Source organism: Bradyrhizobium sp. 2TAF36 (assembly GCF_052114925.1).
Lineage (GTDB): Bacteria > Pseudomonadota > Alphaproteobacteria > Rhizobiales > Xanthobacteraceae > Bradyrhizobium > Bradyrhizobium barranii.
Genome location: NZ_JBFRFR010000019.1, coordinates 58243 through 73853, shown reverse-complemented (window position 1 = coordinate 73853; position 15611 = coordinate 58243). Strand labels below are relative to the sequence as shown.

Annotated in this window: 14 protein-coding genes; 9 read left to right on the top strand and 5 right to left on the bottom strand. The window is 64.9% G+C overall.

Features of this window, described 5'->3' with window-relative positions; translation table 11 throughout:
• Positions 1 to 12: 12 nt before the first annotated feature.
• The 7 genes from AB4Z51_RS13100 (at position 13) to AB4Z51_RS13070 (ending at position 10070) form a co-directional block, all read left to right on the top strand.
• Positions 13 to 2118 (top strand): adenylate/guanylate cyclase domain-containing protein, encoded by a 2106-nt coding sequence (locus tag AB4Z51_RS13100; RefSeq protein WP_135213607.1) that lies wholly within the window; start codon positions 13 to 15, stop codon positions 2116 to 2118.
• Positions 2115 to 3119 carry an ABC transporter substrate-binding protein gene (locus AB4Z51_RS13095; protein ID WP_135213608.1) on the top strand — a complete coding sequence of 335 codons (1005 nt, stop codon included), beginning with the start codon at positions 2115 to 2117 and terminating at the stop codon, positions 3117 to 3119. The genes AB4Z51_RS13100 and AB4Z51_RS13095 overlap by 4 nt, the downstream gene beginning before the upstream one ends.
• A gap of 270 nt (positions 3120 to 3389) precedes the next feature.
• Positions 3390 to 3566, top strand: a complete 177-nt coding sequence (locus tag AB4Z51_RS13090; RefSeq protein WP_094183926.1) for a hypothetical protein — start codon at positions 3390 to 3392, stop codon at positions 3564 to 3566.
• A gap of 137 nt (positions 3567 to 3703) precedes the next feature.
• Positions 3704 to 4360: a protein-L-isoaspartate O-methyltransferase family protein gene (locus AB4Z51_RS13085; RefSeq protein ID WP_167767893.1), complete on the top strand. Its 657-nt coding sequence runs from the start codon at positions 3704 to 3706 to the stop codon at positions 4358 to 4360.
• A gap of 217 nt (positions 4361 to 4577) precedes the next feature.
• Entirely contained in the window at positions 4578 to 5969 is a 1392-nt protein-coding gene (locus AB4Z51_RS13080; RefSeq protein WP_071914064.1) for a TolC family outer membrane protein, read from the top strand.
• Positions 5970 to 6308: 339 nt separating this feature from the next.
• Entirely contained in the window at positions 6309 to 7043 is a 735-nt protein-coding gene (locus AB4Z51_RS13075) for a PopZ family protein (protein ID WP_223154042.1), read from the top strand.
• Positions 7044 to 7193: 150 nt separating this feature from the next.
• Entirely contained in the window at positions 7194 to 10070 is a 2877-nt protein-coding gene (locus tag AB4Z51_RS13070; protein ID WP_441497514.1) for a valine--tRNA ligase, read from the top strand.
• An 86-nt stretch (positions 10071 to 10156) separates the two neighbouring features.
• Here AB4Z51_RS13070 and AB4Z51_RS13065 read toward each other — a convergent pair whose 3' ends face one another.
• Entirely contained in the window at positions 10157 to 10765 is a 609-nt protein-coding gene (locus AB4Z51_RS13065) for a DNA-3-methyladenine glycosylase (RefSeq protein ID WP_135213610.1), read from the bottom strand.
• 130 nt (positions 10766 to 10895) lie between these two features.
• On the opposite strand from AB4Z51_RS13065, the gene lipA reads away from it, so the two are divergent.
• Positions 10896 to 11852, top strand: a complete 957-nt coding sequence (gene lipA, locus AB4Z51_RS13060) for a lipoyl synthase (protein WP_441497513.1) — start codon at positions 10896 to 10898, stop codon at positions 11850 to 11852.
• Positions 11853 to 11858: 6 nt separating this feature from the next.
• Entirely contained in the window at positions 11859 to 12329 is a 471-nt protein-coding gene (locus AB4Z51_RS13055; RefSeq protein WP_071914058.1) for a type II toxin-antitoxin system RatA family toxin, read from the top strand.
• 110 nt (positions 12330 to 12439) lie between these two features.
• Here the strand turns inward: AB4Z51_RS13055 and AB4Z51_RS13050 are convergent, their stop codons facing one another.
• Genes AB4Z51_RS13050 through AB4Z51_RS13035 form a run of 4 tightly spaced genes read right to left on the bottom strand, consistent with a single transcriptional unit; the run spans position 12440 to position 15600 of the window.
• The gene (locus tag AB4Z51_RS13050; protein ID WP_166096541.1) at positions 12440 to 13255 is read right to left on the bottom strand and encodes a c-type cytochrome; all 816 of its coding nucleotides are present in this window, start codon (positions 13253 to 13255) and stop codon (positions 12440 to 12442) included.
• Positions 13255 to 14877 carry a b(o/a)3-type cytochrome-c oxidase subunit 1 gene (locus tag AB4Z51_RS13045; protein ID WP_441497512.1) on the bottom strand — a complete coding sequence of 541 codons (1623 nt, stop codon included), beginning with the start codon at positions 14875 to 14877 and terminating at the stop codon, positions 13255 to 13257. Before AB4Z51_RS13045 ends, AB4Z51_RS13050 begins: the two co-directional genes overlap by 1 nt.
• On the bottom strand, positions 14864 to 15427 hold the full coding sequence (locus AB4Z51_RS13040) for a cytochrome C oxidase subunit II (RefSeq protein WP_135213614.1): 564 nt from the start codon (positions 15425 to 15427) through the stop codon (positions 14864 to 14866). Before AB4Z51_RS13040 ends, AB4Z51_RS13045 begins: the two co-directional genes overlap by 14 nt.
• Positions 15424 to 15600, bottom strand: a complete 177-nt coding sequence (locus tag AB4Z51_RS13035; RefSeq protein ID WP_166096542.1) for a hypothetical protein — start codon at positions 15598 to 15600, stop codon at positions 15424 to 15426. Before AB4Z51_RS13035 ends, AB4Z51_RS13040 begins: the two co-directional genes overlap by 4 nt.
• Between the last annotated feature and the right edge of the window lie 11 nt (positions 15601 to 15611).

Genomic DNA, 15611 nt, shown 5'->3' with positions numbered 1-15611 from the left:
CAGGCAGCTCCGATGACCGGAGAGAAAACCAGCAAACGCGTATTTCGCATTGGCTACCAGACATCGATCATCACGGTGTTCGTGGGCGTGGTGCTGCTTGTGGGCCTGACGCTGGTCTATCTCAGCTTCGAACGCGTGACCGCCATCACCAGGACGGCCGCCTCTGGCTTCATCGAGAAGGTGGCGCAGCTTGGCGCCGATCACATCGACGAGCAGTTCAAGAATGTCCGCGACAATCTCGACATCCTGTCCGGCCTGCCGCCGATCCAGGAGGCCGACATCGCGGACAATACGCGGCTCTACAGCCTGATGGCGGCGATGCTGCGCAACAACCCGCAGCTCTTCAACCTCTATGTCGGCTACGAGGACGGCTCGTTCATCGAGATGGACGTGATCGATCGGGCCCAGCCGTCGTTCCGGAAGGGTTTGAATGTCGATGAGGATGCAGCCTTCCGGCTGGTCGTGATCTCGCGCACGGCGGGGGCCGCGCCTGTCACGCAGTATCTTTCCGAAAACCTCATTCAGGTTGCCGAGGTCGCCGGACCCGCGAGCTACGACCCGCGGCAGCGGCCCTGGTATGTCGAGGCGTTCAAGAACGACAAGACGCTGTTGACCGGTCCTTACGTCTTCTACGCCACGGGCGAGCCGGGCTACACGCTGAGGACGCCGTTGAGGGAAGGGCGCCGCGGCGTCATTGCGGGTGATTTGCTGCTGAACCGGTTCGAGGACATGCTGGCGGAGCAGAAGCTCGGCCAATCAGGGCTGGCGTTCCTGTTCAACGATGCCGGGCGCATCGTCGGTCATCCCGAGATGAACCGCCTGATGGCGGAGATTCCGGAGCGGCAGGACGACTTGCCACAGATCGGCGCGCTCCGGCTGCCTGCGCTCGTGCCGGTCATCCGCTCCTGGCGGGACGGCGGGGCGGCCCAGCAGTTCTTTGCCGACGCGTCGGGCCGAACCTACGTTGCAGCGGTTCACAGGCTCGAGACGGCCGGCTCGGCCAATATCCGGATGGCGATGGTCGCGCCGCTCGACGAGTTCTATGCGCAGATCATCGACGAGCGCCGCACGCTGTTCGCGTTGGCGCTGGCCTTTGTCGGAGCCACGCTGCCATTTGCGTTCTGGCTGGGATCGCTGATGGCGCAGCCGCTGCGCAAACTGGCCGACGAGACCGACGCGATCCAGCGGTTCGAGATTACCGAGCGGCCGCGCGTCCATTCCGTCATCGCCGAGATCGAGGAGCTTGGCCGCTCGGTGTTCACGATGCGCAGCGTGGTCCGCAGCTTTGCGAGCTTCATCCCGCGCCAGATCGTGCGGCAGCTGATCGAGACCGGCTCTTCGCTCAGCCTCGGCGGCTCCAGGCGTGAGGTCACGGTGCTGTTCACCGACGTCGCCGACTTTACCGCCAAGACGGAGCGCGCCGACCCGTCGCAGGTGATGATCCACACCTCACGTTATTTCGCGGTGCTGTCGGATGAGATCATGCGGCACCAGGGCACGGTCGACAAATATATCGGCGACGCCGTGATGGCGTTCTGGAACGCGCCGGCCGACGATCCCGACCACACCGTCAATGCCTGCCGCGCCATCCTGGCATGCCTTGCGGCCAACGAAGCGCTCAACCAGGAGTTTCGCCGCGAGGGTTGGCCGCCCTACGACACCCGCTTTGGCCTGCATGTCGGCGATGCCGTGGTCGGCAACATCGGCTCGAGCGACCGGATGAACTACACCGCGCTGGGCGCCACCATCAACCTGGCGTCGCGGCTGGAGGGACTGAACAAGAATTACGGCACGCGCGTGCTGGTCAGTGCGGCGGTCCGCGCCAGCGTCGGCGATACATTTCTGTTCCGCAGCGTCGACAGCATCACGCCCAAGGGATTTGCCGACGCGATCGAAGTCAGTGAGCTCCGCGGCGAGCTGGCGCACGCCGATGAAGCCGAGGTTGCGATGTGTCGACGCTGGGATGAAGTCTTTGCGGCGATCGCGCAGGACGGCGCGGCCGAGACGACGCGGGTCCGGCTGTCGGCCTTCCTGCACGACTATCCCAAGGATAGCGTCGCGCTATTTCATGCCCAGCGATTTCGGTCCGCGGCCCGGAATGCGGGAGCGGCGGCATGAACATCTTCGGTGTCAATCGCCGGCAGTTGCTGCGGCACGGCGCGGCGCTGGCGGCCGCGTCAATGTACGCGGCGCCAGCCATCGCGCAGGCGCGCAGCAGAATTCGGCTCGGTTATCTCCACGTGGTCGCCGTAGACGGACACATCTGGACCGGGCTCGATCGCGGCTCGTTCGACCGCGAGGGGATCGATTTCGAATTGCACGAGTTCAACACCGGACCTGAGGTCTTCGAGGCGATGGCGCGGGGTGAGCTCGACGTCCTCTCGGCCGGCGGCGTCATCTCCAACTATCTGGCGCTCGGCCGCGGCCGGGGCTTTCTCATCAACGACATTGAGATCGCGACCGCGCAGCTCTGGGTCCGGCCGACGCTCGGCGTCAAGGGGATGGCCGATCTCAGGGGCAAGCGGATCGCGACGACGATGAAAACCACGGCGCACATTTTTCTCGATCGCGCGCTGCGGGCCAACAACGTCAATCCGTCCGAGGTCGAGATCGTCAACGGCAGCATGGCCGCCGCCGTCAAGGCGTTCATTGCCGGCGAGGTGCCGGCCGTTGCGCTCTGGGTGCCGTTCAACATTGCCGTCCGCGAGGCGTTGCCGGATGCGGTCAAGCTGGTGGACGCCTCCGCCTTCTACCCGCAATCCGCTGTGCTCGGCGGCTGGGCCGCGCGGATGGATTTTTATGCGGGGAACAGGGACGTGCTGGCCCGGATCATCCGCGCCTGGGCGGAAGCGAACGACCACATGGTGCGCAACCCGGCGGCCGCAGCGGAGGCGCTCCAGACACATTACGGGCAGTCGCGTCCCGCCGACATCGCGGAAGCCTTCAAGGCCCAGAAGCTCTATTCCTCGCGCGAATGGAAGCGGCTGTATTCCGACGGGACCGTCGTGAAATGGCTCCAGCAGGTCAGTGACTTCTTCATGACGGATGCCGGCGTCACCACACCCGTGCGGGCCGCAGACTATTTCGACACGCAGCTCTACCTTGCAACCGTCGCCTGAACTTGCAGGGGGCACAGGCTCGCACGGACACTCCCTTCGGGCCATGCATCGGCGTGCCCAGCATCCAGATCATATTTCAATGTGTTTTCAATATCCTGCGCCCGCATTCTAATGTAGCCGCGGCACCTCTTCAGGTGATATCCGCCCCAGCGCAGAATCGCACTCAAGCAGTTGTGTGTGTCGGGCGCGGTCGCGTCATGAGGGCGACGCCAATTCGACCCAATTCAAATCGAGCTTGGCAGGCGCCGGATCCTTACGGAGGTGATTCCAATGCCAGACGTCCTCGACCGTTCCGAAATGGCCCCCTCGATTCTGCCGGCGGACGTTCCCGAGCTCAGCGATGATGAATGCCTGGCCTGCCTCGCGCGCGCCGTCGAGGCGCACGATTCGGCGCGGCTCGACGAAGTCGCCGCATTGATCGGCCGCCTCGCAGTCACGATCGAATAGCTCATCGATCACCTTGACGCCTCGGGTTGCGCAGCCTGGTCCGCCGGGCCAACGGACGTGTTGCGTTTTCGCGGAGCCTGTTCCAAAGATGCCGCCAAATTTCGTCCGCGGCATCGTCCGCATTGCAGGGTCCGCAAATGTCCGGTTTCTCGACCGCGCGCCTAAAAATGGTCGATGGCCAGGTGCGCACCAATGACGTCACCGATCGCCGTATTCTCGACGCGATGCTCACAGTTCCGCGCGAGGCGTTCGTGCCGGTTGCCAGGCAGGCATTGGCCTATCTCGACCTCGATCTCGACGTGAGCGAAGGCGGGGCCAAGCGGTTCCTGATCAAGCCGCAGCTGACCGGTAAGCTGCTCCAGGCCGCCGAAATCGGCGAGGGGGACAACGTGCTGGTGGTCGGCTGCGCCACGGGCTACCTCGCCGCGCTGACGGCTACGCTCGCCCGTCAGGTCACCGCGACGGAATGTGATTCGGCCCTGGCCGCGAAGGCCAAGGATGCTTGCGCCAGCCTCGCCAACGTCACGTGCAAGGCCGCAGCCTGCGCCGAAGGGGATCCCTCTGCCGCTCCCTATGACGTCATTATCCTCAACGGCGCCTTCGAGGTGACGCCTGAGGCGCTGCTCGGGCAGCTCAAGGAGGGCGGGCGCCTCGTGGGGGTGTCGGCCCAATCCACGCCCCCCCGGGCCATGATCGTGACCCATACCCACGGTGAATTCGGCCATCGGGCGCTGTTCGATGCCGCAGCTCCGGTCCTTCCCGGGTTGGAACGGGCCGCCGCTTTCGTCTTCTGAAGTCCCGATTGAGGGCTTTGGCCCGTTAAAATCCCGTTCTGAATCAGAAGTGTGGCCCGGATGCTGCACGTGAAGAGTTTCCACCGGGAACTACCTTCAGGTGGTTCCGTTGCGCCAATTGGCGGCCTATGTTGCTGAGGGGCAACGACTCCACTCGGTAGACGGTATCCTAGCTCGCGGGCACGAGCGGGGCGTTAGAATGAACGGAATTTAAGGGATGCATGGGGTGAAGCTCTTCACCGGAGCTGCGGTTTCGGTCCTGCTGCTGGCGCTTGCCGGGCCGACGCCTGCCTTGGCGGACACGATCGAGGCCGCCTTGGTGCGCGCCTATCAGAACAATCCGCAGCTCAACGCACAGCGCGCCCAGGTGCGCTCGACCGACGAGAACGTGCCTCAGGCGTTGTCGGGCTATCGCCCCAGGGTCGCGCTGACGGCGAACGGCGGCTATCAATATCAGGATACGTTGAGTTCGCCGGGGCCGGGTAACACACCAATCAACGGGCCCAGCGTGCCGCGCAGCGTGGGTGTGACCGTCACGCAGACGCTCTATAACGGCAACATCACCGGCAACAGGACGCGCGCCGCCGAGAGCCAGGTTTCCGGCTCCCGCGAAGCGCTGCGCAGCCTGGATCAGAGCGTGCTGCTTCAGGGCGCGTCGATCTACATGGACTATCTGCGCGATGCGGCTACGCTCGAAGTCCAGCGCAGCAACGTGCGCGTGCTCGAGCAGACGCTGAAGCAGACGCGTGATCGCTTCAACGTCGGCGAAGTGACGCGCACCGACGTTGCGCAATCGGAAGCGCAGCTGGCGGCTGGCAAGACGCAGGCCCTCACGGCCGAAGCAAATCTCACCACGACGCGCGCGAACTTCCGCCGCATCATCGGCAACGAGCCGACGAACCTCGCGCCCGGTTCGCCGGTGGATCGTTTCTTGCCCGCAAGCCTCGCCGGGGCAGTCGAGCTCGGCCTGATCGAACATCCCAACGTCACGGCCGCGATGTTCGGCATCGACGTCAACTTTCTGCAGGTCAAGGTCGCCGAAGGCGCGCTGCTGCCGACGATCGCGTTGCAGGTGGGGGCCACGCAGGGGAACGAACAGTCCTTGATTCAATACAGGTCGTTCAACGCGTCCGCCATCGCGCAGGCCAATTGGCAGCTCTACGATGGCGGCAATACATATTCGCTGATCCGCCAGTCCAAGGAAAACCTGGCGCAGCAGCGTCTCAACCTCGAAACCACCCGCGACCAGACCCGCGCGACGGTCGTGCAGTGGTGGGGTTCGCTGCAGGCCGGCAAGGCCCAGGTGCAGTCCGCGCAGGCGCAGGTCACGGCGTCCGAGATCGCGCTGAACGGCGTGCGCGAAGAAGCCAAGGCTGGTCAGCGTACCACCCTCGACGTGCTCAACGCGCAGCAGGCGCTGGTCAACGCGCGCGTCGCGCTGGTGACCGCACAGCACGACCGCGTGGTCGCGTCCTATCAGGTTCTGGCCGCCATCGGCCGTCTGTCGCCGCAGGTCCTCGGCCTTGCGACCACGGTTTATGATGCGAGCGTTCACTACCATCAGGTCCGCGACAGCTGGGCCGGCGTGCGCACGCCTGACGGACGCTAAGGTCCGTAGTCATCCGGTCGGCCTCGCAAACAGCCGAGGCCGACTGGTGCTTTGCTTGCAATCATCAAAATCCCTGACATAGCCTTGCCAAGAAGATGCGGGTCGATTCGCCCGGCACCTGATGTCGTGTGCGTAAAGGCTTGAGTGCCGAGGGCAGGGGCGCACCGCCGCACGTTGAGCCGTGAACTGGGGACAAGTCGGGCCGCCGCGACGAAAATGTCGGGGCGTCCGTTGCGGAACCGGCCAATCCTGTCGTGCTTGGTGTAAAACAACGCATGCGAGGGCGTTGATGATGTGGAGTCGGAGATGACGCAGCCTGCAAAGGTCACAGAACCCTCGATGGAGGAGATTCTGGCCTCGATCCGGCGCATCATTGCCGACGATGAGGCCAAGCCGCCGCCGGCCGAAGCTGCCAAGCCAGCGCCCGCTGCAGCTGCGCCGAAGCCGTCAGCAATGAACGACATTCCGCCATCCAAGGTCGCTCCCGCGAAACCTGCTGCCGAGAAGCCCGCGCCGCCGCCGGTTGCGAAGCCGGCTCCAGCGCCGCCGCCGCCCGCACCTGCGGCGGATGCATCCAATAACCAGGACGATATTGATGCTCTGCTGGCGGGGCTGGACGCGGCTACGCCTGCGCCCGAGGTCCGTGCACCTGAGCCAGAGCCCGAACCTGAACCCGACGTGCTCGAATTGACCGACGAGATGGCGGTGGATCCGGAGCCGACGCCGCCTCCGCCGCCGCCGAGCTTCCGCAAGGTCGAGCCGCGCGACGATCTGGAATTCGCCGAATCGCCGCTGCGCCTGATGCCGTCATCGTCCTATGCGGCGGTGGACTACGATGCGCCGCCGGTACCGCCCCAACAGCCGATCCTGGCCCAATCGACGGTCTCGGCGGTCGAATCCGCCTTCAATTCCCTGGCCCACACGGTGCTCAGCAGCAATGCGCGGACGCTGGAAGATCTGGTCAAGGAGATGCTGCGTCCGATGCTGAAATCCTGGCTCGACGACAACCTGCCGGGCCTCGTTGAACGCATCGTGAAGGCCGAAATCGAGCGGGTCTCGCGCGGCGGCAGGTGAGGGCGGCTCCCGAGCCCTCATAAAGCCCCTCTTATGCGCCTGTTTGGCCCGCCGACCGGCCGGAAAGCCGTTTTTCCGCCGGGCTTTCCGTTGATCCTCTCCCGGACCTTTTCGTTGACTTGCCCCCCGCGCGCGGCTTTCTAGCAGCCCATGATCGAGAAAAATTACCAGCCCGCCGATATCGAAGCCCGCATGTCCGTCGTGTGGGAGGACAGCCTTGCCTCCAGGGCCGGCCGCCCCGACCGCCGCGACGCAGTGCCCTTTACCATCGTGATCCCGCCGCCGAACGTGACGGGCTCGCTGCATATGGGCCACGCCCTCAACAACACCCTCCAGGACATCCTGTGCCGGTTCGAGCGCATGCGCGGCCGCGACGTGCTGTGGCAGCCCGGCACCGACCATGCCGGCATCGCCACCCAGATGGTGGTCGAGCGGCAGCTGATGGAGCGCCAGCAGCCCAGCCGCCGCGAGATGGGCCGCGAGAAGTTTCTGGAGCGGGTCTGGCAGTGGAAGGCCGAGAGCGGCGACACCATCATCAACCAGCTCAAGCGCCTCGGCGCCTCCTGCGACTGGTCGCGCGAACGCTTCACCATGGACGAGGGCCTGTCGAAGGCCGTCATCAAGGTGTTCGTCGAGCTGCATCGCGACGGCCTGATCTACAAGGACAAGCGGCTGGTGAACTGGGACACCAAGCTGCTGACCGCGATCTCCGATCTCGAAGTACAGCAGACCGAGGTCAAGGGCAGCCTGTGGTATCTGCGCTATCCGATCGAGGGCAAGACGTTCAGCCCCGAGGATCCCTCGAGCTTCATCGTCGTCGCCACCACGCGGCCCGAGACCATGCTCGGCGATACCGGCGTGGCCGTGCATCCCGACGACGAGCGTTATCAGAAGCTGGTCGGCAAGAACGTGATCCTGCCGTTGGTCGGTCGCAAGATTAAGATCATCACCGACGAGTATTCCGATCCGGAGAAGGGCTCGGGCGCGGTGAAGGTGACGCCGGCGCACGACTTCAACGACTTCGAGGTCGGCAATCGCCATGGCCTGCGCCGGATCAGCGTGCTCGACAAGGAAGGTTGTCTCGATCTCCTCGACAACGAGGATTACCTGCGCGACCTGCCGGAAGGCGCTTCGCAGTTCGCCGAGGAGTTCAACAAGGTCGACCGCTTCGTGGCGCGCAAGCGCATCGTCGAGCGACTGGAATCCTTCGGCTTCGTCGAGCGGATCGAGCCGCACACCCACATGGTGCCGCACGGCGACCGCTCGAACAGCGTGATCGAGCCCTATCTGACCGACCAGTGGTACGTCGACGCCAAGACGCTGGCAAAGCCCGCGATCGCGGCGGTGCGTTCGGGCGAAACGACGTTCGTGCCGAAGAACTGGGAAAAGACCTATTTCGAGTGGATGGAGAACATCCAGCCCTGGTGCATCTCGCGCCAGCTGTGGTGGGGTCATCAGATCCCGGCGTGGTACGGCCCCGATGGCAAGGTGTTCGTCGCCGAGACCGAGGAGGAGGCCGTCAGCCACGCGCTCGGCTATTACGTCGAGCAGGAGGTCATCACGGCCGAGCAGGGCCGCGAGATGGCGCTCGACCGCAACAAGCGCGAAGGCTTCATCACGCGTGACGAGGACGTGCTCGACACCTGGTTCTCCTCGGCACTGTGGCCGTTCTCGACGCTCGGCTGGCCCGAGGACGCGCCGGAAGTGCAGCGCTATTACCCGACGAACGCGCTGGTGACCGGCTTCGACATCATCTTCTTCTGGGTCGCCCGGATGATGATGATGGGCCTGCACTTCATGAAGGAAGTGCCGTTCTCGACGATCTACATCCACGCCCTCGTCCGCGACGAGAAGGGCGCCAAGATGTCGAAGTCGAAGGGCAACGTCATCGACCCCCTCAACCTGATCGACGAATACGGCGCCGACGCGTTGCGCTTCACGCTGGCCGCCATGGCGGCGCAGGGACGCGACATCAAGCTCGCCACCAGCCGTGTCGAGGGTTACCGCAATTTCGCGACGAAGCTCTGGAATGCGTCGCGCTTCGCGGAGATGAACCACTGCGCCGTGCCCGAAGGTTTCGAGCCGGCGAAGGCCAAGGAGACGCTGAACCGCTGGATCGCGCATGAGAGCGCCCACACCACGCGCGAGGTGACCGAGGCAATCGAAGCCTATCGCTTCAACGACGCGGCCGGTGCGATCTACCGCTTCGTCTGGAACGTCTATTGCGACTGGTATGTCGAGCTCGCAAAGCCCGTACTGCTCGGTCCGGACAGCCCCGCCAAGGACGAAACCCGCGCCATGGTCGCCTGGGCGCGCGACGAGATCCTGAAGCTGCTGCACCCCTTCATGCCCTTCATCACCGAAGAGCTGTGGGAGGTGACGGCCAAGCGCGACGGCCTGCTGGCGCTGGCGCAATGGCCGCTGAAACCGTCCGAGCCGACGCCGGAGCAACTCGCGATGCTCGCCGCGGCAGCCGGGCCGACTGATCCGCTGATCTCGCCGGTCCTGATCATGCCGATCTTCGACCATGCCGACTTCACCGATCCCAAGGCGGAAGCCGAGATCGGCTGGGTGATCGACCTCGTCACGCAGATCCGCTCGGTGCGCGCCGAGATGAACATCCCGCCGGCGACGCTGACGGCGCTGGTGCTCGCGGGCGCCTCGACCGAGACGAAGGAACGCGCGCCGCGCTGGACCGACGTCATCAAGCGCATGGCACGGCTGTCCGACATCTCCTTCGCCGACCGCGCACCTGATGGTGCGGTCCAGCTCCTCGTGCGCGGCGAGGTGGCCGCGTTGCCGCTGAAGGGCGTGATCGACGTCGCCGCCGAGCGCACGCGCCTCGACAAGGAGATCGGCAAGGCCGACGCCGACATCAAGCGCGCCGAGTCCAAGCTGGCGAACGAGAAGTTCGTCGCCAATGCGGCCGAAGAGGTCGTCGAGGAGGAGCGCGAAAAGCGCGAGGCGGCGCTGGCGCGGAAGGCCAAGCTGCTGGAGGCGCAGGAGCGGCTGAAGCAGGCGTCGTAGAGCGTTTTCGAGCGAAGTGGAAACCGGTTCGCGTCAAGAAAACGCGTCAAAACTAGAATCTAGAGCCCGTTCCATCGGAACGGGTTCTAGGCCTCCTTCGGGAACGGCTTGCTCAAGAACTTCGAGCCCTTGACGCCATAGCGCCAGGGCAGCTCGACGGCCTTGGTGATGCCGATCCGGATCCCGGCCGCCACCTCGACCTCCTCTGTCCGCGCATGCAGCGCGATCGGCGGCCGGTCCAACGGCAGGGCGTTGTGCGCGATGGTGATGCCCAGCGCCTCGGTCAGCTTGCCGGGGCCCGAGCACAGCGCGTGCGCCTCCTGGAGATGGCGGCGGCGGCGCATCGCCGCCAGGCCATGCGTCGGCTCCAGTGCGCGGATCAGCACGGCGCTGGCGGAGCCTTCCTCCTCGCAGACGAAGTTCACGCACCAGTGAATGCCGTAGGAGCGGTAGACATAGGCAAAGCCGGGCGGGCCAAACATGATTTGGTTCCGCGGCGTCGGGCCATTGTAGGAGTGCGCCGCCGGCTCGGTATGATGATAGGCCTCGACCTCGACGATGAGGCCGCCGACGCCATTGACCAGCATGGTGGCCCCGATCAGGTCGGGCGCGACCTCGTGGACGCTGCGGCCGAAAAACGCACGCTTCAGGGCTTTGCCGAGCCGCGGTGGTGAGGCTTTCGATGTTGGAGCCATTCGAGGTGAGAATCGCCTGAGAACAGAGCAGGATATTGCCCATATCTGCCATGTTCCCTGAAGCGGCGCGAGCCGGGTTGCGGCAGGCAGCCAGACCGACTAGGTAGGACCTGAACAGACCGGACAGCCCATGGTCGTTATTGTCGACACCATCTCGAACCCGTTGCGCCCCCGCCACCCTGAAAAGGTGRATCGCCCTGATTCCGCTTCGCCGCCGAAGCCGGACTGGATTCGCGTGCGCGCTCCCAATACCCGCGGCTATGCCGACACCCGCAACATCGTGCGCGCCAACGGCCTTCACACGGTGTGCGAGGAGGCGGGCTGCCCGAACATCGGCGAGTGCTGGGACAAGAAGCACGCGACCTTCATGATCATGGGGGACACCTGCACCCGGGCCTGCGCGTTCTGCAACGTCAAGACCGGCATGCCCAATGCGCTGGATGCGGTCGAGCCGCAGAACGTCGCCGAAGCCGTCGCCAAGCTGGGGCTGGCCCACGTCGTCATCACTTCCGTCGACCGCGACGATCTGGCCGATGGCGGCGCCGAGCATTTTGCAGAGACCATCCGTGCGATCCGGGCCGCGTGCCCGTCGACCACGATCGAGATCCTGACGCCGGACTTCCTGCGCAAGGAGGGCGCGCTGGAGGTCGTCGTCGCGGCGAGGCCCGACGTGTTCAACCACAATCTCGAGACCGTGCCATCGCGTTACCTCACTGTGCGGCCCGGCGCGCGCTACTTCCACTCGATCCGGCTGTTGCAGCGGGTCAAGGAGCTCGATCCCACCATCTTCACCAAGTCCGGCATCATGGTCGGCCTCGGCGAGGAGCGCCACGAGGTGCAGCAGGTGATGGACGATCTGCGCTCCGCCGACGTCGACTTCCTGACCATCGGGCAATATCTCCAGCCGACCCGCAAGCACCACGCCGTGATGCGCTATGTGCCGCCCGACGAGTTTTCGTCCTACGAGAAGGTCGCCTACACCAAGGGTTTCCTGATGGTGTCGGCGAGCCCGCTCACCCGTTCGTCGCATCATGCCGGCGAGGACTTTGCGAGACTGAAGGCCGCACGGGCCGCGTCTGCCCGCTGAACCGCCATGCCCAAGTTTTCAAGCAAGCGCCGTGTCCATCACAGCGCGTCCGAGATGTTTGATCTGGTCGCCGACGTCGAGCGCTACCCGGAGTTCGTGCCCCTGTGCAGCGCGCTCAAGATCCGCCAGCGGATGGCCAAACCCGACGGCACCGAGGTGCTGGTCGCCGACATGACGGTGTCGTTCAAGCTGGTCAAGGAGTCCTTCACCAGCCGCGTGACGCTCGACCGCGCCAATCTGAATATCCGGGTCGAATATCTGCAAGGCCCGTTCAGCAACCTCGAGAACCGCTGGACGTTCGAGCCCAAGGGTGAGGGCGTCTGCGACGTCGGATTCTTCCTGGCCTACGAGTTCAAGAGCCGGATGCTGGCGATGCTGATGGGCTCGATGTTCGATGCCGCGTTCGCGCGCTTCTCCATCGCATTCGAGAAGCGGGCGGATGCGATCTACGGCCGGCCAAAGCTGGCGTCGTCGTAAGGCGTACTCTCTCCGCCGTCATTGCGAGGAGCCCTTGCGACGAAGCAATCCAGGGTCTTTCCGCGGAGGGATTCTGGATTGCTTCGCTGCGCTCGCAATGACAGTGAGGCTCAATCCACCGCCTTCACCACATCCGGCGGCTGCGAGGCGTAATAGGCCGCGGCCGCCTCGATCTCTTGCGGCGTCATCGCGCGGGCGATGTTGCGCATCTGCTGGCTGATGTCGTTGCGCCGCTCGCCGGATGCGAAGGCCTGGAGCTGCGCCTTCATGTAAGCTTCGGACTGGCCTTCGAGCCACGGACTGCCGGTCTTGTTGTCGAGGCTGCCATGGCAGGAGCCGCAGGGCGCGATCCCGCGCATCGGCGCGCCGTAGATGACGATGCTCGGTTTCGGCAGCTGCGGCGTCGGGTGATAGGCTGCCGGCCGCGGCAGATAGGCGTAATAGTTCGAGAGATCGGCGATCTCCTGGTCCGTCAGATTGACGGCGAATGGCGACATCACGGCATTGGTGCGCGCGCCGGATCGGAAATCGTGCAGCTCCTTGTAGATGACGGCCGCGTACTGGCCGGCGAGATTGGGCGAATCCGCGCGGCTGATGCCGGTCGGGCCGTGGCAGATCGCGCAGCGCTGCGCCAGCGTCGCGCCGCGGCCGATCGCTTCCTGGCTCGGACGCGACAGCGTATGCGAGGTCAGCACGACCTCCGACAGGCGTTTTGTCTGCTCGGGCGCAGTAACATTCGCCGCGCGCTGTGGCACGCCGGCGGCGCTGCAGATCGCATCCCAGACATTGGCGAACTGAACCCAGGGCTGTGCGAAGGGCAGCACGATGAAGCCGGTGATCGCCGTCACGATCAGGATCGCGGCGGTGATGCCGACGCCCATCCTGAAATGGCTGTTGCGGAAGGTGAAGAGGTCGCGCGCGCTCATCACTGCGCTCCCACATAGACGGCCGGCACCGACGTGCCCTCGGTCAGCGCCAGCGTCACGATCGGGTAGCCGTAATTGGTGAGGGTGAGGACGATCATCAGCGCCACCCACAGCGCATGCGTGTTGAGCGCGACCGGCACGGTCGCGGGCTGATGCACAGCCAGCGCAAAGCGGTACGGGCCGGCGTCAACCCGGGGCGCACGCATGCCACGTGCGAGGATGACGATGAACATGATGCCCGACGCCAGCAGGATGAAGCCGCCGATCGCGGAGAACGTGACCGAGAGCGCCTGCGGCGCGATCGCGGGATCGCCGAAGTCGAAATAGGCCATGCGGCGCGGCATGCCCAGGATGCCGACCCAGTGCCACGGGAAGGTCGTGATGWTCATACCGATGAACCAAAGCCAGAGCTGGGTGCGGATCAGGCGGATGTCGATGAGTTCGCGCCCGGTCAGATGCGGCCACAGATCATAGGCGATCGCAAAGTACATGATCACGATGGCGCCGCCGAAGATCAGGTGGAAATGGCCGGTGATCCACTGCGTGTTGTGGATCGACGCATCGAGCTGGTAGCTCATGTTGATCAGGCCGCCGGCGCCGCCGAAGCCGAGCATGACGAACGAGAACGCCAGCGCCAGCATCATCGGGTTGTCCCAGGGCAGCGCCTTGATCCAGCCGAATAGGCCGCGGCCGCCGCGCAGGCGCGCCGCGATCTCGACCGAGGCGCAGATCGTGAACACGGTCAGCAGCGTCGGCAGCGCGACCAGCGCCGTGAAGGCCGAATGGATGAACTTGAAGCCGGCGCCGACCTGCGGATCGGCGAAGGTGTGGTGCATGCCGATCGGCATCGCCACCACCAGGAACAGGATGAAGGAGATCCGCGCCATGCTGTCGGAATAAACCCGGCCGCCGATCGCGCGCGGCACGATGGTGTAATAGGCGATGTAGGTCGGCATCAGCCAGAAATAGACGATGGCGTGCAGCGTCCAGGAGAAGAACACGCGGGCAAGACCCGCGTCGATCGTGGCCTTCAGCCCGGCCGCGACGGGAATGATCTGGAGCAGCAGCTCGAGCGCGGCACCAACCGCGGTCCAGGCCCAGAGATAGGAGCCCGCAACATTGGCGAACATCGCCAGCGGCACCGGTGCACCGGGATGGGCCTTCCGCCAGACGCGCAGATTGATCGCCATCAGCGCGACCCAAATCCAGGAGCCGACCACGACCAGCACGACGCCGAGGTAGTAGAAAACGTTGCCGATCAGCGGCGGATAGAAGGTGTAGAGCACCGACGCGCGCCCCAGCGCGACCGGGATCAGCGCCATGACGCTGCCGATCACGATCAGCCAAAATCCGGTCCAGGCCCAGCGCACGCCGACCAGGCGCTGCTCCAGCGCGGACTCGCTGATGGCATAGCCAAAGCCCATCGCGACGAGCGTGGGAAAGACGTAGCCCATCACCGTGCCGTGCGCGGTCAGCGAGCGGTAATAGAGCTCGGGATTGGACAGCCAGGTGCCGATCGGGCTGCGGATGAACATCTGCCAGGCGCCGAGCGTGAGCGCGATGCCGAACACGCCGAAGGCCAGCCAGAAATGGGCGAGGATGAGTTTCCTATTCGCCAACACAGCTCAGCCTCCCGCCACCCTTCGCGCGATCGGCGAAGTCGGTCTTGTTGATCACCTTGACCTTGCCCCACATGCCCTCGTGGCCGAAGGAGCAAAACTCCTGGCAGGGCATCAGATAGTCGCCGGTCTTCGTAAAGCGCATCAATTGCTCGGAGATGTAGCCCGGCACCAGCATGGTGTTGATGTTGGTGCCCTGGATCAGGATGCCGTGGACGACGTCGGCGCTGGTGGCGCGCATCGTGATCGGCGTATCTACGGGCACCACGATGCAGGCCGGCGTGAAGGAATATTGCTGGCCGATCGCGCGCACGGTCACATTGCCATTGGCCTCCAGCACGCTGCCGAGATTGCTCTCGACGAATTCGCCGGACAGATGAATGCGCGAGGGATCGGTGGTCTCGACGCGCGGCTGCGGCATGGTGGCGCGATGGATGCCGGCGAAGGCTGCCAGAAGCGCCATGCCGACGACGATTATCACGGCAATGGTCGCCCAGCGCCGCTCGACGCGGGCCGCGACCTCGGCGCTGCCATGGGTGTCCTCTGCGCTCATTGCAGTGATCCGCGCGGCAGGAAGACGAAGAGATAGAAGGCAAGCCACATCGCGACCACGCAGGCCGTGGCGATGCCGGCCAGCACGATCGCGCCAGACGGTCCTTGCGAGACGACTTCCTCGACGGCCTGGTCGGCGGCGGCTGGGCTGGTCGGCGGATCGGAATTGAACATGACGGTTCTCT